This window comes from Streptomyces sp. NBC_01296 (assembly GCF_035984415.1).
GTDB lineage: Bacteria > Actinomycetota > Actinomycetes > Streptomycetales > Streptomycetaceae > Streptomyces.
This window is the reverse complement of record NZ_CP130720.1, coordinates 1,606,752-1,624,385: the sequence shown is the minus strand read 5'-3', so window position 1 is coordinate 1,624,385 and position 17,634 is coordinate 1,606,752. Positions and strand designations below refer to the sequence as shown.

Below are 17,634 nucleotides of genomic sequence, written 5' to 3'. Positions count from 1 at the left end.
GCGGGCGGCGACGGTCCGCAGCCGCAGCGCTGGAGATCGCCCGCCGAAGCCCGCCACCGGGCGGATGCTCCGGCCCGGTGGATCACTTCGGTTGTTGCCGAAACGGCAACAGACTTCGCGCCCTCACCGGATGCTCGACGTCACGCTGCTCGGCGACGCCGCGCACCTGATGTCACCGTTCGCCGGTGAGGGCGCCAACCTCGCCCTGTACGACGGCGCCGAGCTCGGCAACGCCATCGCCGCGCACCCGGACGACATCGAGGCGGCGCTCACCGCGTACGAGGAAGCCCTGTTCCCGCGGAGCGCTGCCGCTGCCGCCGAGGCCGCCCGAAACCATGAGCTGTGCTTCGACGACAAGGCTCCGCACAGCTTCGTCGACCTCATGGCGGGCTACCAGCAGGCCGGGTGAGCAGGTCAACTCGGTCAGCGTGCGTCCTGAAAGACTCGGGGAAAGCTGACCGAACATGCGAATGCTTGTAATCTGCGGAGACCGCACTTGACCTGCAATGAGCAGGCAGGGAGCAGACATATCGGGAGTATTAGCATGCTTCGCACCATGTTTAAGTCCTACATCTGACATCTGGACGTTTTCGCAGGTCAGCGGCATGGCGACGGGGCTCAGGTCAGCAGACACTCAGCGGGAGACCGGCTTGCCGTTCCGCCAATGCCGACCTTCGGTCCTCTGCGCACCCCCCTCTGCATGTCCCCCCGGCCTCCGCTCGGCAGCTTCGATACGTGGGCCGAGGGCTCGCCCGCGGCATGGGTCCTGCTGCAAGGGCTGCTACTGCACCAGGCTCACCCGTTGCCCGCACCCGTACACGATCCGGTTCGGGGACGCGCCGGCAAAGCAGCGCGAGGAGTCCGATGACGACACGCGGGACGACGCGATCGAGCGCCTTACGCAGATCGGCACTACTTCGCCTCGAACCTGCTCGGTAAAGGAATACCCATTACCGATGTACCGGATGGATGGGGCGCAAGTCCATCGAGGAGATACACCGAACCCATCGGCACCGTGGCAGAGCTGCCAAGGCTGCTCGAATTGTCGATGCTGGCCTCTGGGAGGTGGCTTGTTTCGTCCCAGGCGGGCAGCGGGTTGTGGCTCTGGCCGGGCGGCTGACGAAGGCATCTTCCGCGTGCGAGATATGGGTTGTGCGTGATCGCGGGGTTCCGGGTGCCACTGGTCTGGTCCCAATGCCTGTCCAGCTGCGAAGCGATGAGGTCTGCGAGAGGTTGGTGAGCCTGTTGAGGGGCTGCGAATCTTCTCCCTACAGCCTGCGGCTATGATGAACACAGGTTTACCTGCTGATGCATGAGCCCCCCTCTGCGAGGGCCGCAACTACTGCGGGTCCTGCAACTTCTGGGACGGTCTCGGGCGGCACACCGGTAACTTCCTTGGTGTCTGCCGCGTTGGGGATCCGTGATCACGGGCCAGGCAGAGACGAGCGAAGCGTACGACGTAGCCCACCCGTCCGAAGGGGGCCTTGACATTCCCCGGGCGCCCGGACACTGGGGGCCGCTGGGCCATCTCCCCCTGCTACGCCACGGGTTGCTGTCGACGCTCGCGGAGCTGGGCGCCGGCGCCCCGGTGGTGAAACTCCAGGTCGGCGCGGTGACCAAGTATGTGGTCAGTGACGGGGATCTGGCGCAGGAAATCCTGGGCGACAAGAGGCAGGCCTTCGGCCGCAAGCGGGTGATCCGGGGCTTCCGGCCGGTAACAGGCGATGGGCTGCTCAGCTTGGAAAGCCGGGAGCACCGCGAGCACCGCCGGATTCTGGCTCCCGCCTTCGGCCGTCTGCCACTCGCCCGCATCACTCCGCTGATCTGTGAAGTCGCCTCCGAGTATGCTGGACGCATGTTCTCTGGCCCGAGCTCGGGCCCGGGTCTGGACTTGGACTTGGACTTGGACTTGGAGATGTTGCGGCTCAGCGCCGACATCACCGTCCGCTGCCTCTTTCGGTCCCACACGGACCAGGAGACGGTCTCCTGGCTGGCCACCAAGGCGGCCCCGCTCTCCAAGGGCGTCCTGCTGCGCATGCTGGCACCCGCATGGAGCCCGGCGCTGCCCACCCCGGAATTCGTTGCCCGCCGGCGGGCGACCCACCGTTTGCGGCAGGTGGTGGCGGACCTGCCGGCCCGCCACATGCCCGCCGAGGGCGGGGACGACGTGTTGAGCCTGCTGGAGGGGGCCGCGTGCCCGGCCCGGGGCCCGGCCCGCATCTCGCGTGCAGCTGTGGTTGATGAGCTGGTCACCTTGCTGGTCGCCGCCAGTGAGGCCACCGCCGTGACGCTGGCCTGGGCCTGGCACGAGCTGGCCCGCCACCCGCGCGCCGAACAGGCTGTGCAGGCCGAAGCAGATGCCGTGTTCAACAGCGGACGCTCGCTGCCGGAGAAGCTCTTGGAGCACCTGCCCCTCACCACCAAGGCCGTCATGGAGGTCCTGCGCCTGTACCCCGTACCCGTGTTGCCCCGTAACGCACTGCGCGAGGTGAGCGTCGGTGGGTTCCGGTTCCCCCGTGGCGCCGAGGTCCTGATCAACGTGTACGGGATCCACCGCGACCCGGGCCACTACCCCCAGCCGCACACCTTCGACCCGGACCGTTGGCCGTCAGACGCCACGCCGCTGGCCCTGAGCAGCGCCTACCTGCCCTTCAGTACTGGGGCGCACCGCTGCATCGGCGCCCCCTTCGCCGCCCTCATCGCCCCGATCGCCCTGGCAGCGCTGGCCGCACGATTCCAGCTGCGACCAGCGGAGGCCGGCCGCCGGGTACGTGCTGTGCCGGGAGTGGTCACCCGGCCGAACCGCCTGATCATGACGGCCTCACCGCGCGTGGGCGCCGGTATCGGCGCGCAGAGGGTCTCCGAGCAGCCACCCGCGACCTGAGTACGGCAACTCCAGCAGTCGCCCAGCCCCAGGGCGGCCGCCTACGCCCGGCCGCCCCCAGGGCCGGCGCCCGGGCACGGCTGCTCGAAGGCGAGGGCGGCTATGCCTGAAGGTGGAGTGGCTGGGGGCGGCGCCGCATCACGATCCGGTAGACGGTGAGGTCTCCGCGGTGGGCGAGGACTTCGCAGGCTTTGAGGTAGACGCGGTAGCGCTGGTAGGTGGCCGCGCCGACGATGGCCTGGGCTTGGTCACGGTTGCGGAGCAGGCGCGCGGACCAGGCGCGGAAGGTGCGGATGTAGGCGGGGGTGTCACTGTGGGCGGCGGTCAGCGAGAAATACGGGTCGCAGGCCGCTGCGACTTCGGACAGGCGCGGCAGGATCGTCGCGGGGAAGACGTCGCGGGTGAAGAACGCGCCGACGGGGCCCGATCCGTCGACTCCGCTGTCGAAGGCGATGACCTGCAGGGACAACGTGCCCGAGGGGATCAGCCAGCTGTGGCAGCGGGCGAAGAACTCCGTGTACGCCGCGATGCGCTGGGCGGTGGTGAGGTCAGGGCCGGCGAAAGCCTCGAAGGCTTCGAGGGAGACGATCGCATCGTAGGGACGCTCGGGAGCGTGGTCGCGCCAGTCCTCGAGCCGCACCTCGACCCGGGGAAGACCGAGGGAGTTGACGTGGGCGAGTTGTGCTGGGCTGAGGGTGAGCCCGGTCGCCTCGCCGACGTGGGCGTCATGTGCGGCGAGGGAGAGCATGCCGCCCCATCCGCAGCCCACGTCCAGGAGTCGGCCGCCCGGAGCAACCGGCGCCCGGTCCAGGTGGAGGCGCTGGTTGGCCCGCTGCGCGGCCGTCAGGACAGCGGTGTCGGTCTCGTCCGCGTCGGGGTTCTCCCACAGCGCTGCGGAGTAGGCCATGGTGTCGTCGAGCCACAGGGCGTAGAAGTCGTTGCCGACGTCGTAGTGGAAGCGGATGTCCTGAGCTGTCGCGCCCGTTGTAGTGGTCACGCTCTACCTGCCTTCGGTGGGGCTGCTGACGTGGTCGTCTGCGGAGATCCGCTTTGCGGGTTCCCAGACTGGCTGGACGCCCTGACCGGCACCACGCCTCCGCTGGACAGCCCCGCCCTCCTGCGTGCTTGCGCTCGCCGCAACTTCCGGGGCGGCCGCGGCACGCCCGCAACCGTGGCATCCGTGCTTCGGCACGATCAAGCTGCCGTCACCTGAAAGGTGGACGCTCGGGCACAGGTTCGGATCGCGGCTTCCCTTCGGGAAGCGTCGGTGGTGAACGGCCGCCGAGCACGCCGGCACGGGTACGCCCTGTCGGCTCCTGACGTCGTTCGTGCGTGACTTTCCCGGTCGCGCGGGGTTGGTGAGGCGAGAGTGACGTCGAAGATCAGGGGCAAGGCGATGGCGGAGACAGCGGTCAAGGACATGGATGAGGCGGCGCTCGCCGACTTGGTGCACGATTTCTTCGGGGTGCCGCGCGACCTGCTGCATCCGACGGCCACCTTCGACGATCTCGGCCTGGACTCCCTGGCCCTGATGGAACTCATGGTGGTCCTCGAGGAGCGCAGCGGCGGCGAGCTCCTGGACCGGCTGATGGACCTCTCCCCGGCGAGCACTCTGCGCACGGCGGCCCAGGTCGTCAAGGACGCCGCGGCCGCCGGCGGCACCGCAACGGCCACGCCGGTCCCCACCTCATGACAGGGCGCCAACAGGACGCCCGGCTTGGCCGCCGCGTCGGCATGCCCGCGCCGTTGCAGGCGGAAGGTGCAACATTCCGGCGATGAGTGACCACCGTATTCCCGCGCCGTCCTCGCACGGGCACTTCGACCTGCTCCGCGAACTGGAGCCCGCGGTCGCCCGCCACCTGGACCGGCACTTGGAGGCGGCCACCGAGTGGTTCCCCCACCAGTACGTTCCCTGGAGCCTGGCGCGGGACTTCGACGGCCCCCTGGACGGTGAGCCATGGCAGCCCGGCCAGTCGCCACTGCCACCCGCCGTACGGGACGCTCTGGTCGTCAATCTCCTCACCGAGGACAACCTCCCCAGCTACCACCACGAGATCGGCTCGTGCTTCGGCCGGGACTCCGCCTGGGGAACCTGGGTCCACCGCTGGACCGCCGAGGAAGGCCGGCATGCCGAGGCGCTGCGAGGCTACCTCCACGCGGTACGCGGCGTGGACCCCATCCAGCTCGAGCGCTCCCGCATGGCGCACGTCGCCACCGGCTACCGCGGCACCCAGCCCAGCCTCGCGCACGGCCTTGCCTACGTCGCGGTCCAGGAGCTGGCCACCCGCGAGGCGCACCGTAACGCCGGCCACGCCTGCGGGGAGCCGCACGGCATGCGCTTGATGAGCCGGATCGCGGCGGACGAGAACCTCCACATGGTCTTCTACCGGGGGTTGTGCGCCGAGCTTGCCGAGCTGGCCCCCGACACCTTCCTCGCGGCTCTGGCCGATGTCATCTGCGACTTCCAGATGCCCGGCCACACCATTCCCGGCTTCAAGGCCAGGGCCGCGCGGATCGCCGCCGCCGGCATCTACGACCTGGGCATCCACCACGACCACGTCCTGCTCCCTCTGCTGCGCACCCTGCGCGTCATGGAGCGAGCAGACCTGGGCCCCCGAGGCGAGCACGCCCGCGAGCGCATCGGCCGCCACCTGGAAATCCTCCGGGACAAGGCGAGGCGCCTTGCCGAGCTGCGGACCCGCATCGGACAGCGGGAGCACCTCTCCACCCCACCGGCACCGCCCGTACGACTCCCCGCGCAGAGCGGCGGCAAGGAGGGAAGCCGGTGACCCCGCGCGCTCGCGTCGCCGTCACGGGCCTGGGCCTGGTCACACCAGCCGGTCACGACGCCGACAACATCTGGCAGACGATGACCGCAGGCCGGTCGCTGGCCCGCAAGGACTCCGATCTCGCAGATCTGCCGGTCGACATCTCCTGCAGCGTCACCGGCTTCGATCCGATGGCCGAGTTCGGGCTGCGGCTGGCCAGCCGACTGGACCGCTTCGCGCATCTGGGCCTGGTCGCGGCCCGCCGCGCCGTGGCCGACGCACACCTGGAGATCGCCGCTCGCCCTGAACGGGTGGCCGTTGTCCTCGGGGTGGGGGCGAACAGCCTGCAGACCTATGTCACGGAGTTCACCCGTCTCGGCGAGGGCCGCCCCACGGCAGTGTCCCCGCTGGGGCTGCCCCGCAGCGTGCCGAGCATGGTGGCCGGCGAGGTAGCCATCGACACCGGTGCCCGCGGCCCGAACTTCACCGTTTCCAGCGCCTGCGCGTCCGGCACCACCGCCATCGGTGTGGCCCGCGACCTCCTGGTGAGCGGCGCCTGCGACGTCGTTTTGACAGGCGGCAGCGAAACCGCGCGCTCCCGCATGTCCGCCGCCTGCTTCGCACAGATGCGGGCCCTGTCCACCCGGACCGAACTCCCCGAACAGGCCTGCCGTCCCTTCGACACCGGCCGCGCCGGATTCGTCCTCGGCGAGGGCGCGGCCGTCCTCGTCCTCGAAACCGCCGACCACGCCCGCCGACGCGGCGCTAACATCCGCGCCTGGCTGCGCGGCTACGGCGCCTCCGCCGACGCCCACCACCCCACCTCGCCCCACCCCCAAGGCCACGGTGCCGAACAGGCCATCCGCCACGCCTTGGACGACGCCGGCTGCACCCCGGGCGACGTCGGCCACATCAACGCCCACGGGACCGCCACCCGCCTCGGTGACACCGCCGAAGCCCTCGCCCTGCTGCGCGTCTTCACCGACGCACCGCCCCCGGTCACCGCGACCAAGAGCATCATCGGACACGCGCTGGGGGCCGCCGGGGCAATCGAGGCGGCCCTGACCGTCCTGGCCCTGGAGCGGCAGGAAATCCCGCCCACAGCCAACCTCGTCCAACAGGACACCGGGCGCGAGATGGACATCGTCACCAGCCGACCCCGCCCGGTGGCCTTCGACGTTGCCCTCTCCACGTCCTGCGGCTTCGGAGGCCAGAACGCGGCTCTGCTACTCGCCGCGCCCTGACAACAACCCAGCCCAGGCCCAGACCAGCCCGCTCCTGCCGGGCCGGGACCGGCAGTGATCCACGGCGTGGCAGGAACCCAGCGCCTACCCCGCTACCGGATCGCCGCGGTGCCAGGGACCGCCCGGGTCGTCGTAGGCGGCGAGGTAGTCACCCGACGCGATCGGCATCCCCTCGAAGTACGCCTCCGGCACCGCGAACGCGTCCACCAATACCTCGGCGTGCCCGGCAAGGCAAGCCACCAGCCGCTCCATCACCAAGGGCAGCGCATCCACATGCTCCGCGTTCAGGAACCCGTGCCGCAGCAAGTCACCACTGTGGGCGGCCACACCCCGCAGCGCGAACAGCAGGTGAACGTCACCCAGGAGCTCCCTGGCCGTACAGGCCGGCATCCCCGTCAGGGCACCGGCCAGCACCCGTGCCGCCTGACGGTGCCCGTGCACGTCAACGGCACGCAGGGCAGGGCCCATGGCATGGTTGCGCCGGGCCAGGGCCTCGGCGGGAGCAGCGCGCCGGGCGAGCCGGGCCCGCTCCAGCCAGATGCCCTCCGCCGCTGCCAGGAGCTCGTCCACGAACCCCGGATCATTCAGGGCGCGCCCTTGCCCGCTGCCGGCGGGAGCGGGCAAGGTCCGGTGGAGCAGGAGGAGCTCGGTGGCGGCCTGGACCATGATGGCCTGGTTGTCGCCTTCCGCGGTGATCGCGCCCTCCACCGCCATGAGCTGCTCGACGATGCCGTTGTTCACCAGCAGCCCCTGCGCCCCGCAGCGCTCCCTGACCTGCGCGCCGACGGAGCGGCCCTGCCAGGTGATCCACGCCTTGGCGACCGACACGAACCGCGCCGCCTGCCCCAGCGCCGCCTGGTCGGTGCGGTCGCGTTCGCTCCAGCGCCGGGTGGCTTCGCGGTAGAGCATGTTCATTGCGTACACCGTGGCGATCGCCTCGACCAGCGGGCCGTGATGGCTACGCAGGGCGAACACCGCCAGCCTGCTCGACTCGGTGACACCGGTGATCTGCCGGTTACGGCCGTAGCGGACAGCCGCTGTGAGCCCGGCCCGGCTCGCGCCGACGGTGCCGGCGCTGAGGCAGATGCGGCCGGTCATGATGCGGTCGATGGACGTCATGAACCGGTGGTGCCGCTCGGGTACGTCGCTCGTGAAGGCCCCGCCGTCGGTGATCCGGCCGTGCACACCGCCCAGCATCGCCGCCCGGGGGAGCCGCACCCGGTCGAAGGAGGTCAGGCAATGATCATGTGGGCTGCCCAGCCGGGCAGGCAGGCGCCGCACCCGGATGCCGGGCAGCACACCTCGTCCGTCGGTGAGAGGCACGAGAAACAGGAAGACCCCCTCGTCACGTCCCTCCACCAAGAGCCGGGCCCCCACCAAGCCCGTCTTCGGGCCCCCGATGGGACTGGTGTTGGGCAGAAACTTCTGCGCCCCCGCGTTCGGGGTCCGCAGGGTGAAGGTGTCCGTGGCCCGGTCATAGACGGCGGTCGTCTCCAGCGCCCCGGCGTCATTGCCGTGCCCGACCTCCGTCAGCAGGAAGGTGCCCAGCTGCCGCATGCTGATGAACGGGTCCAGATCCAGAGGCCGCTGGGAGCTGTGCGCCTGCAAGCTGCCCAGGAAGAGGTTGTAGTGGATCGTGGTCACAGCGGCCAGTGTGGGATCGACGAAGGTCAGCCACTCATGCAAGCCGGCCAGCCGGGCCGGCTCCCTCACCAGAGCCAGCGGATCCTCGATCGCAGCGTTGAGCAGCCGCACCCGCTCGTACACCCACCGCAGATGCTCCTGCGCGGACATCCCAACACGGCGGCGGAAGGGCGCAGTGGAGAGCAGCTTCCGCCACGGCTCGTGCAGGTCTCTCTCGTCCGGGCCGAACAGCACTGACCGCAGACTCTCCGAGGTGCTCACGGTCGGCGCCACATCTGTCATCGCACTCATGCCCGCTCAACGAAACGGCCACATGAGCGGACACGCGCCCGCGCTGCCCACACTGGCTCAGCCGAGAACCGCGATGGACCGCCTTCAGCCAGTATCCGTTGCAGTGGCGCCCCGCCCGCGCCGCGAATGAGCGGGCCGTAGACGCCACCACTTGGACCACAGCTGCTGTGGGGCGCGCTACGGCTTGGGGAGAGCACCGAACGGGTTGGTGAGCTCCCCCTTCCCCTCGAACATGAACAGCGGGGCGTCGCCCGAGGTGGGGCTGCCCCCGAAGGCGCGGGTGAAGGCCGCCACTCCCGCGGCGGTGAGCGTCACCGGATTGTCTTTCATGCTCGCCGTGGTCGGGGTCAGGGAGACCCTGCTCAGTGAAATGGGCCAGTGCAGGAAGTCGATGTTCTTCGCCGCGCCGCTGTCCTGGGCGACATCCGCACTCGTAGAGCCCTGCCCGATCCGGACGTGACCGCGCAGGTTGGTGACGTCCAGGCGGTGTTCGGCGCTCTCGAACCTGATACCGCCGGCCAGCGGGATATCGGCGCTGGTGACGTCGGGAGACATCGTTCCGTCTCCCGGCTGCGTGACGCAGTTGCCGGAAGTAGTTGCCGGTGCGATGGGCAGGAGCTTGATGTCCTTCGCCGCCAGAGCCTGTGCGGCCTCGGGCGTCAGACAGAAGATGCTCTTACCGCGGACGTGGAGGTCGGTGCCGATGGCGCCGGCCTGGACGGCGGCGACGGCGATGGTCACCGTCGCCGCGAGGGACAGCAGGACAACGCGCTTCTTGGAGCTGAAAATCCTCATGCCCCCTGTAACGATCCACTGTTCGATACGCACCGCGCGACCCACAATGATCACTCTTATGTGCCTGCCCGCAGGGTGAAAGGCGCGCTCCCGCTCGGCGGCTCCCCGTACGACCGGCATTGCGATCCGCTGCACAAGCCCGAGGGGAAATCGCTCAGTCGTTCATTCCACCTCGTCCGAGTTAAGGCGTGATGACCGGGAGCAGTGGCGTGGCTACGGTGGCGCGATGACCTGCTCAACCCGAGCCCGCCTGATGGCGACGGCAGTTCACCTGCCCTCCCAATACCGCAGCATGGAACAGACCAGAGCCCAGATCGCCGCCGCGCAAAGCCCCGTAGTCCCCCCACGCGGCCTGCTTGAGCGATTCACCGGCGTACGAGGCGTGTACGTCAGAGAGCAGGACCAGCAGGCGTCCGACCTTGCGGTCGAGGCCGCGGCCAAAGCACTCGCCACGGCCGGAATGGAGCTCAAGGACGTAGACCTGCTGCTGTTCGCCTCCTCCTGCCAGGACCTCCTCGAGCCCGCCACCGCGCACATCGTCGCCGCCAAACTCGGCGCCAGCTGCCCCGTCTTCGACGTGAAGAACGCCTGTAACAGCGTCCTCAACGCCCTCCAGGTCGCACGCGCCCTCATCGAAACGGGCCAGCACCGCACGATCCTCATCACCTGCGGCGAGACCCCCACCCTGGGGACCCGCTGGCACCTGCCCGACGTCCGGACACTGCAGAGGGCCGCCGTCGGTTACACCGTCAGCGACGCCGGCGCCGCGATGCTCCTGACGGCGGGACCGGCAGGCGAGCGAGACCCGGGCATCCTCACCGCGCGCTTCAGCGCCGAATCCACCGGCTGGGAAGTCTGCACCGTTCGGGCCGGCGGATCGATGAACTGGCGGCCCGGCGACGACGAGCCCACGTACGTACAGATGCATGGCGACATGGCAGCGGCGGGCCGGCAGCACGCCACAACGGCGCTGGCCGCCTACGAGGGCGAATTCGAGCTGGTCAGGTCCAGCGCGTTCATCGCCATCCACCAGATTTCCGTGGCCCAGTTCCACGAGACCGTCCACGCCCTCGACCTGCCGGCGGAGCGGTGCATGCTCACGGTCGCCGACCACGGCAACACCGCCTCGGCGTCCCTTCCCCTGCAACTCGCACGGGCGCAGGACATCGGCCGCGTCGGGCCGGGGGACCTGGTCTCCCTGATCGGCTTCGCCAGCGGCTTCAGCGCCGGCATCACGATCATCCGCCTCTGAACCAGGGTGCGGGGCAAGTCAGGGCAGTAACGTCCGACCACGATGGGAATGAGGAGGCGCCGATGACCACCAGTGTGCTCGTGACCGGTGCCGGAAACGGCATCGGCCAAGCCGCTGCCCTCAGGCTGGCCCAGGCCGGCTACGACGTGTTCGCCACCGCCCGCACGCCGGACGAAGCACACACGCTGTCGACGCGAGTCCGGGCGGAAGGTCTCGAAATGCGCGCGACAGCGTTGGACGTATCCGACCCCGCCGCCTGTGAGGCGGCATTCCAGGACATCGCCGACCGCACAAACGGCGGCCCCGACGCCGTGGTCAACGCCGACGCATTCGCAGTGGCACGAGCCGTGGAGGATGTCACCGAGGAAACAGCGCGCTACCTCATGGAGATCAACACCTTCGCCCCGATGCGCATCGCACGGTTGGCGCTGCCCGCGATGCGCCGCCGCGGTCGGGGACGGATCGTCAACCTTTCCTCGGCGGCTGGGCACTCAGTACTGCCGCTGGGCGGATGGTACGGCGCCAGCAGGGCCGCGTCCGCCGCCCTGACCCACGCACTGCGCATGGAACTGGCCGGCTCCGGGGTACAAGTCGTGCTGATCGAGCACGGCTTCCATGCGACGGGCCTGCTGGAGGACGCGGTCCGTTCACTCACACCGCCAAGCGGCGTCTCAACGCGCTTCACCGACTGCTACCGAAACACCGCAGCAGCGCTGAGCGATCCGACACGATTGTCCAGCCCCGAACGGTCCGCCGCCATCGTGCACCAAGCCCTGACCGCCCGTCGGCCCAGAGCCCGATACACCGTGGGGACGGATGCCCGCCTGGCCGCGCCCTTGACCGCCTCCCTCCCGTTCGCGATCAGTGACCCGCTCAAGCGCCTCGTGCTGGGCCTCTCGGGGCCGCAGGCCGCTTCACGGCTACTGAGCACCCTGTGCGGGCTGCCCCAACGGGCAAAGGGGAAGTCCTTCCCATGACCTCGGCTCATCCGCCCAGCCCGGTCACAGACCAGCCCGGGAGGAAGGCGCGGGCGTCAGCGGTCGCCCCTCGCATGGGCCCGGCCCTGATGGCCCGGCCAGAGGGAAAAGCGAGCGTCAGTGCGCTGCACGTACCGCGCATCACGGCCTCGACCTGCGCGGAGAGCTTCGGAGCACCGAAGCCCGAATGCCTACCACCGCCGGCTCGGTCGTCCTGCGCACCCCCATGAGCCTGATGCATTGTCAGGTAAGTCAGCATCTGATCAGCATCAGTCCCTGAGCATTCCGAGGGGCTGTCCGATGTGACGCCTGGTGGGCGGTGCAACAACAGCCTGGTTGGCGCAGAAGCGCAGGCTGCGAGCCTTCTCGGCAGAGGGCGTCGATGTTCCTTTTCATCTTCGTCTCGACGAGCGCCCGTGTAGAGCGCATAGCGCCCTTGACCTGCAGAAAGCGAGTAATTGTCAAGAGTTGTGGATGGGGCCGTTGATGTCTATCGAGGCTGTTCCCACTCGGTCCGGGTGAGTTCGTACTCGACTTCACCGTGCTCGGAGCCCTCGATCGCCTCCGGCCAGTCCCCGGTGAAGTTCCGGACGAAGGACAGGCCCGACTTCTCCATGACGCGACGTGAACGGCTGTTGACGGCCATCGTGTTCGCCGTGACCCGCTCGACCCCCAGTTCCGCGAACCCCTTGTGGACCAGGGCCCGGGACCCCTCGGTGGCATAGCCACGCCCCCATGCCACCTGGTTCAACCGGTAACCGAGTTCGACCACGGCGGGGCTGTGCTCCTCCAACGGCCGGAACTCGAACCAGCCCAGGAAGGAGCCGGTGGGCTTCTCCTGCGCGGCCCAGTAGCCGCGGGTCTTCCAGCATGGGCAGTCGTGCAGGAGCCGGGGGAGGGTCCTTGTCTCGATCGACTCCCGACTTGTGGGGCGGCCACCGTTGATGAAGCGCATGACCTCGGGGTCGTTGTCCAGGGCGAGCAGGTGGTCGATGTCGGCCGCCGTGAACGCGCGCAGGACGAGCCGGTCGGTCTCCAGGAAGTTGGCCATGCCGCGATCTTCACCACGGGTGGGCCGGGCCTGCCACCGATTTTCCGACCTGTGGCAGGCGGTGGTGTTCATGCCGCGCGGGCCTCGGATCGCTCGACCAGGACGCCCCGCTCGAAGCGGGCGCCGGCCCGGACCAGTGCGACGAGATGGGGTGCATTCACGGCCCGCCAGCGTTCCTGGGCTGACTCGATGAGCTTGAAGACCATGGCCAGGGCGGCGGCCCGGCTGCCGGCACCCTTGGTGACCTTGGTCCGCAGGCGCACAGTGGCGAAGGTCGACTCGATCGGGTTCGTGGTCCGCAGGTGGATCCAGTGCTCGGCGGGGAAGTCGAAGAACGCCAGCAGTTCCTCCTCGTCGTCGGTGATCCGCTTGACGACCTTGGGGTACTTTGCCGCGTACTGCTTGGCGAACGCGGCGACGGCCTTGGCCGCACGCTCCTTGTCCTCGGCGTTGTAGATCTCCTGGATCGCGCGCTTGGCCGCGGGCTGGGCCGACTTCGGCAACGCATCGAGGACGTTCGCGGTCTTGTGCACCCAACACCGCTGACGGCGGGTCTGGGGGAACACCTCGTTCAACGCGTTCCAGAAGCCGAGCGCCCCGTCGCCGACGGCCAGGACAGGGCCCCGCATGCCCCTGCGGGCACAGTCCCGCAGTAGTCCCGCCCATGCCTCGGAAGATTCGCGGTAGCCGTCGGTCATCGCGATCAGTTCCTTGGTGCCGTCGGCCCGCACGCCGACCATGACCAGGACGGCGGCCTTCGCCTCTTCCAGGCGTATGCGCAGGTGAACACCGTCGGCCCAGACGTAGACGTAGTCCGTGGCGGACAGATCGCGGTCCATGAACGCCTTGTGGTCGGCCTGCCACTGCGCGGTCAGCCGCGTGATGGTCGCGGGTGAGAGGCCGGCGGAAGAGCCGAGGAACTGCTCCAGCGCGGGCACGAAGTCACCGGACGACAGACCGTGCAAGTAGAGCAGCGGCAGCACCTCGCTGATCTTCGGGGATTTACGCGCCCAGGGCGGCAGGATCGCCGAGGGGAACCGCCTGCGCTCGCCCGTCGTCTCGTCGACGCGCTTGTCGTTGACCCGCGGGGCCTTCACTTTGATCGCCCCGGCCGCGGTCGTCACCCTCCGCGGCTGGTGGAAGCCGTTGCGCACGACCAGACGGCGGCCGGAATCGTCCCGCTGATCGGCCAACTCGGATATATAGGCGTTGACTTCCGCTTCCAGGGCGGCCGCCAGCATCCGCCTCGCGCCCTCGCGGACGATCTCGTCAATCAGGGAGCCATGTGGCGTCGTTCCGTCTTCGTTGACTACCGTGAGCACGGGCGTGCCTTCCCGACCGACGCAGCGAACGTCGGCCTACTCGATGACCATCACAGGATCATTCGGGAAGGTACGCCCTTCGCGTGCCAACCCGAGGCCGATCCACAGGCCTTGAGCATTGCTCGCAGAAAGCTGGCAGGGAGCCGTCTTTTAGGAGTTGTAAATGCTGCGCACCATGATCAAGTCCAACACCTGACATCTGGGCGTTTCCGCAGGTCGAACGGCTGCTGTGGGTGCCCGGGTCAGCAAAAACTCAGCATCGGACCGGACTGTGTCCCGCCGATGCTGACCTACGGGCCTGACGGCGGGGGCTGGTCCGATGGCCTCCCGGCCCGTATCGGAAGGCTCATGTACGCGCGGTTCGTGGCCTTGCGGATCCGGCCCGCCGGCGAGTCCGTCAAGCCGCTGACGGCCCGGAGTTGCCCGACTGCTGGCTCCCGGCCGAGTAGCCCGCCGACCAGGGCGAACCTGTCCAGTTCTGGCTCTGCGACCTGCCCGCCAACACCCCGCTGACCACCCTGGTCCGCCTGGCGAAACTTCGCTGGCGCATCGAGCACGACTCCGCGAGATGAAACAGGCCCTGGGACTGGCCCACTTCGAGGGCCGCACCTGGGGCGGCTGGCACCACCACGGCACCCGCGTGTCCGTCGCACACGCCTTCTGCACCCTCCAGTGGCTGGCAGCCCCCAAAGAAACGGCGTCGGCCTGAGCCTCTACCGGATCGTCCGCGAACTGCGGAGTCTGGACGTCGGATTCGTACGGTCCGGGATTGCGCGGTCGAAGGTTGCCGCTACCACCGAGACTGGAGCATCCCGGCCCGGCACGGCGGTTCGAGACCTTGAGGTCAGGAACGATCACATCTCCGGTGGGGTATGCGAAGCGAAACGTTGCCCCGCTTGTGATCACATCTCCGCGTACCCGAGAGCGACGTAGGATGCGCCTCCCCCTGCGCCGCGGCACTCGCTCCGCCCCGCACCACCAGAGACACGGCGCCACCGCTTACGCGGCGCACGATCTCCTCGGCGGAACAGGCCCTCGGCAGCGCGCCGCGCCCCCGGAAGTTGCACCGGCGCCGGCCCACGTATCCCTGTGGACCGACGCCGGGTGGATCCGTGCGGTTAGCGCACGGCGGCGGCCGGCCGTCGGCGGCGCGCGTACACCACCGCACCGGCGATTGCCGCCAGGGCTGCGGCCCCGGTGGCGGAGATCGGCTGCCAGGACGCCTCCGTCGCCGGTTTCCCGGATGCGGCGGCGACCTGCTCCGGCTGGTCCTCCACGAGGCCGCCGTACCCGCCGGCCAGGCCCTTGCGGTCGTACTCCGAGCCGGGCATCTTGTCGCCGTAGCGGGCGGTGACCAGCTTCTGGTAGGCGGCGAGGGTGATGCCGCGCTTTCCGCCGAGGCCGCTGTTCGCCTCCTCGTTGAGCGGCTCGACCATGCCTTCGGCGGTGAGCCGGTACCAGGCGTGGATCTGTGGCTCCGTGAAGGTACGGGCCTGTGGAGTGCCGCGCTCGGCGAAGCCGACCTCGGCGTCCCCGTCCCGGATGCCGGCCAGCTGCCAGCCCTCGGCGCCGACGTTCTGCGGGCTGCTTCCGGTGTTAGGGGTGTTCCCCTTGGGTGCGAGCAGTACGGCGGCGTTCTTGCCGTCGGAGGCGGTCACCCGGGAGGCCAGGTAGGAGAGCCGGATCGCGGTCTGCGGGGTCGCCTGGGTCTTGCCGGTCACGAACTCGGGGCTGATCTCGAACATCGGCACCGGGTCCTTGAGATCGAACCCGGGCGGCGCGGCGACCGCGGCGGGTGCGTTGCCGGGGGTGCCGACGGTGCCGCCGTCCGCGCCGGGGCCCGTGCCGTGCTGCCGGGCCGAAACCAGGAAGCGGGAGACCGTGTCGCGGAGTTGGTCGCTCCGGACGGCCTGCTGGGCGGACGGGTAGCCCGCGATGCCGTCGCCCTCCGCGGCCTGTGCGGGAACGATTCCGCTCAGGGCGGCGGCGAGCGCGGCCGTGGCGAGGACGGCGGCCCGGACTGCCGTGTGCTTGGTGTGTCGCGTGGTCTGCATGGTCGGTCTTCTCCTCAGCCCTGGATCCCGATGCGGGAGTGGGTCCACTGGAACGAGTTGTTGTTCACGTAAGTGGCGTGGTTCCACCAGGTGTAGGTCTGGGTGGTCTGCCACGGGTCCCCGACCGCGACCATGTTGGTGGCGCTGTCGTAGCCGTAGATGACGTTCATGTGACCACCGCCGGTGCGCCAGCCGATCCGGACGGCGAACGGCCGGCCTGCGGCTATCTCGGCGGCCGACTCGCTGAACGAGGCGTTGCGATACAGGCTGCGGCCGCTGTTGCTCAGACCCAGCCTGGCCAGGCCGTTGGCCATGTCTTCCAGCGTCGCGGGCTGGTTGTTGCAGTCCACCCAGGAGCCCTGGGCGGCGAGTTGGCAGAACTGCTCCTGGCTGACGGAGCGGCCCCAGTGTTTGGCGATGGTGACGCCGGAGGCGTCCCAGCACCACTGGGTCCTGACCTGCTTCTGCATGTCGATCTTGAGCGTCTTCGCCGTCGTGGGGGTGGGCGGTTTCGGGTTCGGGTTCGGATTGGACCCGCAGACCGGCAGGGCGGTGGTGTTCTCGTTGATGAAGGTGTCGGCGATGTAGTACGAGCCGGTGAAGATCCACCGCGGGTTGTTCTCCACGGTGTCGCCGGTGGTCCGGCAGGACATCTGGATCTTGTCGCCTACCTTCGAGGAGCCGTTCACCTGGGCCGAGAGGGACGGCTTGGCCCGGTGGTTGACGGTCTTGTAGTTGCCCTGCCCGCCGATGACCGTGCCGCTGACCACATCGGCCTGGGCGAGGGCGTTGAAACCGAACAGCAGACCGCCGGCGAGTGAGGCGGTGCTCGCGGCAATCAGAGCTTTCTTGCGGCGGGACGCGCGACGTTTGTGCATCATGCTCCTTGGTCTGAGAAATGCGGGAACTTGCTTGACCGGCAACCTGGTCGTCCGGTGTGCGGGACACATACCGGGGGGGGCGCGGCTGCGGCCCCCTGGCTCGGCGGCCCCGCACTCCGTCGAGTGGCTGCTTCGGGCCGAAGGTGAGGAGTAGCTGCGGCGTGGCGTCCGTAGCCGTTGATTCCTTGGACCAGATCCACAGCGGGTCGGTGCCCGTGCTGGTCAGGGCCATGCTGTAGCTGGTGCCCAGCGACGCGGAGAGTGTGGCGGTGGCCAGCTGGGCGCTGTGGACGGCTGAGCCGTCGGGGATGGTTGCGAACGTGCCGAGCGGTGTGGTGCCTAGGGTGGGCTTGGTGGTGAATGTCGTGCCCGCGCTGCTCCAGGTGCCGGTGACCGGGACCGGGGACGGTGTCGGCCGTGCCGACGCCCGTCTGGGTCGAGGTCTTGACCTGGAGTGCGGCGGCCTTCAGG

13 protein-coding genes and 2 pseudogenes are annotated in these 17,634 nt (G+C 69.2%); 8 read left to right on the top strand and 7 right to left on the bottom strand.

Annotated features, from left to right (window positions below; all coding sequences use genetic code 11):
- Positions 1 to 88 precede the first annotated feature (88 nt).
- Positions 89 to 409, top strand: a pseudogene (locus OG299_RS07710) (FAD-dependent oxidoreductase); the annotation flags it as partial.
- 1,011 nt (positions 410 to 1,420) lie between these two features.
- Complete coding sequence (locus OG299_RS07705; RefSeq protein WP_327361009.1) at positions 1,421 to 2,884, top strand: cytochrome P450; 1,464 nt, start codon at positions 1,421 to 1,423, stop codon at positions 2,882 to 2,884.
- Between the two features lie 100 nt (positions 2,885 to 2,984).
- Here OG299_RS07705 and OG299_RS07700 read toward each other — a convergent pair whose 3' ends face one another.
- Positions 2,985 to 3,881 (bottom strand): class I SAM-dependent methyltransferase, encoded by an 897-nt coding sequence (locus OG299_RS07700; protein ID WP_327361008.1) that lies wholly within the window; start codon positions 3,879 to 3,881, stop codon positions 2,985 to 2,987.
- A 399-nt stretch (positions 3,882 to 4,280) separates the two neighbouring features.
- Between OG299_RS07700 and OG299_RS07695 the strand changes: the two genes are divergently transcribed.
- The 3 genes from OG299_RS07695 to OG299_RS07685 all read left to right on the top strand — a co-directional run bounded on the left by OG299_RS07695 (position 4,281) and on the right by OG299_RS07685 (position 6,896).
- Positions 4,281 to 4,577, top strand: a complete 297-nt coding sequence (locus tag OG299_RS07695) for an acyl carrier protein (protein WP_327361007.1) — start codon at positions 4,281 to 4,283, stop codon at positions 4,575 to 4,577.
- Positions 4,578 to 4,659: 82 nt separating this feature from the next.
- On the top strand, positions 4,660 to 5,673 hold the full coding sequence (locus OG299_RS07690) for an acyl-ACP desaturase (RefSeq protein WP_327361006.1): 1,014 nt from the start codon (positions 4,660 to 4,662) through the stop codon (positions 5,671 to 5,673).
- Complete coding sequence (locus OG299_RS07685; protein ID WP_327361005.1) at positions 5,670 to 6,896, top strand: beta-ketoacyl-[acyl-carrier-protein] synthase family protein; 1,227 nt, start codon at positions 5,670 to 5,672, stop codon at positions 6,894 to 6,896. The genes OG299_RS07690 and OG299_RS07685 overlap by 4 nt, the downstream gene beginning before the upstream one ends.
- Positions 6,897 to 6,980: 84 nt before the next feature.
- On the opposite strand, the gene OG299_RS07680 is transcribed toward OG299_RS07685, so the two are convergent.
- A complete protein-coding gene (locus OG299_RS07680; protein ID WP_327361004.1) occupies positions 6,981 to 8,831 on the bottom strand; it encodes an acyl-CoA dehydrogenase family protein in 1,851 nt (616 codons plus the stop codon).
- Positions 8,832 to 9,008: 177 nt separating this feature from the next.
- Entirely contained in the window at positions 9,009 to 9,626 is a 618-nt protein-coding gene (locus tag OG299_RS07675; protein ID WP_327361003.1) for an HtaA domain-containing protein, read from the bottom strand.
- A 292-nt stretch (positions 9,627 to 9,918) separates the two neighbouring features.
- On the opposite strand from OG299_RS07675, the gene OG299_RS07670 reads away from it, so the two are divergent.
- Together OG299_RS07670 and OG299_RS07665 are read left to right on the top strand one after the other, a co-directional pair.
- Positions 9,919 to 10,878 carry a 3-oxoacyl-ACP synthase III family protein gene (locus tag OG299_RS07670; RefSeq protein ID WP_327361002.1) on the top strand — a complete coding sequence of 320 codons (960 nt, stop codon included), beginning with the start codon at positions 9,919 to 9,921 and terminating at the stop codon, positions 10,876 to 10,878.
- A gap of 62 nt (positions 10,879 to 10,940) precedes the next feature.
- Positions 10,941 to 11,855, top strand: coding sequence for an SDR family NAD(P)-dependent oxidoreductase (locus OG299_RS07665; RefSeq protein WP_327361001.1), 915 nt, complete (start codon positions 10,941 to 10,943; stop codon positions 11,853 to 11,855).
- Between the two features lie 490 nt (positions 11,856 to 12,345).
- On the opposite strand, the gene OG299_RS07660 is transcribed toward OG299_RS07665, so the two are convergent.
- Positions 12,346 to 12,906 carry a GNAT family N-acetyltransferase gene (locus OG299_RS07660; protein ID WP_327361000.1) on the bottom strand — a complete coding sequence of 187 codons (561 nt, stop codon included), beginning with the start codon at positions 12,904 to 12,906 and terminating at the stop codon, positions 12,346 to 12,348.
- A gap of 68 nt (positions 12,907 to 12,974) precedes the next feature.
- A complete protein-coding gene (locus OG299_RS07655) occupies positions 12,975 to 14,228 on the bottom strand; it encodes an IS256 family transposase (RefSeq protein WP_327360999.1) in 1,254 nt (417 codons plus the stop codon).
- A 339-nt stretch (positions 14,229 to 14,567) separates the two neighbouring features.
- Here OG299_RS07655 and OG299_RS42705 point away from each other — a divergent pair.
- Positions 14,568 to 14,937 (top strand): annotated as a pseudogene (locus tag OG299_RS42705) (IS701 family transposase); the annotation flags it as partial.
- Between the two features lie 409 nt (positions 14,938 to 15,346).
- Here the strand turns inward: OG299_RS42705 and OG299_RS07645 are convergent.
- A complete protein-coding gene (locus OG299_RS07645; RefSeq protein WP_327360998.1) occupies positions 15,347 to 16,282 on the bottom strand; it encodes a hypothetical protein in 936 nt (311 codons plus the stop codon).
- Positions 16,283 to 16,296: 14 nt separating this feature from the next.
- On the bottom strand, positions 16,297 to 17,163 hold the full coding sequence (locus OG299_RS07640) for a papain-like cysteine protease family protein (protein WP_327360997.1): 867 nt from the start codon (positions 17,161 to 17,163) through the stop codon (positions 16,297 to 16,299).
- Positions 17,164 to 17,634 lie beyond the last annotated feature (471 nt).

Coding starts and splice junctions, on each gene's coding strand:
- OG299_RS07695 (WP_327361007.1), top strand. CDS start 4,281: ATGGCGGAGACAGCGGTCAAGGACATGGATGAGGCGGCGCTCGCCGAC.
- OG299_RS07690 (WP_327361006.1), top strand. CDS start 4,660: ATGAGTGACCACCGTATTCCCGCGCCGTCCTCGCACGGGCACTTCGAC.
- OG299_RS07680 (WP_327361004.1), bottom strand. CDS start 8,831: ATGAGTGCGATGACAGATGTGGCGCCGACCGTGAGCACCTCGGAGAGT.
- OG299_RS07675 (WP_327361003.1), bottom strand. CDS start 9,626: ATGAGGATTTTCAGCTCCAAGAAGCGCGTTGTCCTGCTGTCCCTCGCG.
- OG299_RS07670 (WP_327361002.1), top strand. CDS start 9,919: ATGGAACAGACCAGAGCCCAGATCGCCGCCGCGCAAAGCCCCGTAGTC.
- OG299_RS07665 (WP_327361001.1), top strand. CDS start 10,941: ATGACCACCAGTGTGCTCGTGACCGGTGCCGGAAACGGCATCGGCCAA.
- OG299_RS07660 (WP_327361000.1), bottom strand. CDS start 12,906: ATGGCCAACTTCCTGGAGACCGACCGGCTCGTCCTGCGCGCGTTCACG.
- OG299_RS07645 (WP_327360998.1), bottom strand. CDS start 16,282: ATGCAGACCACGCGACACACCAAGCACACGGCAGTCCGGGCCGCCGTC.
- OG299_RS07640 (WP_327360997.1), bottom strand. CDS start 17,163: ATGATGCACAAACGTCGCGCGTCCCGCCGCAAGAAAGCTCTGATTGCC.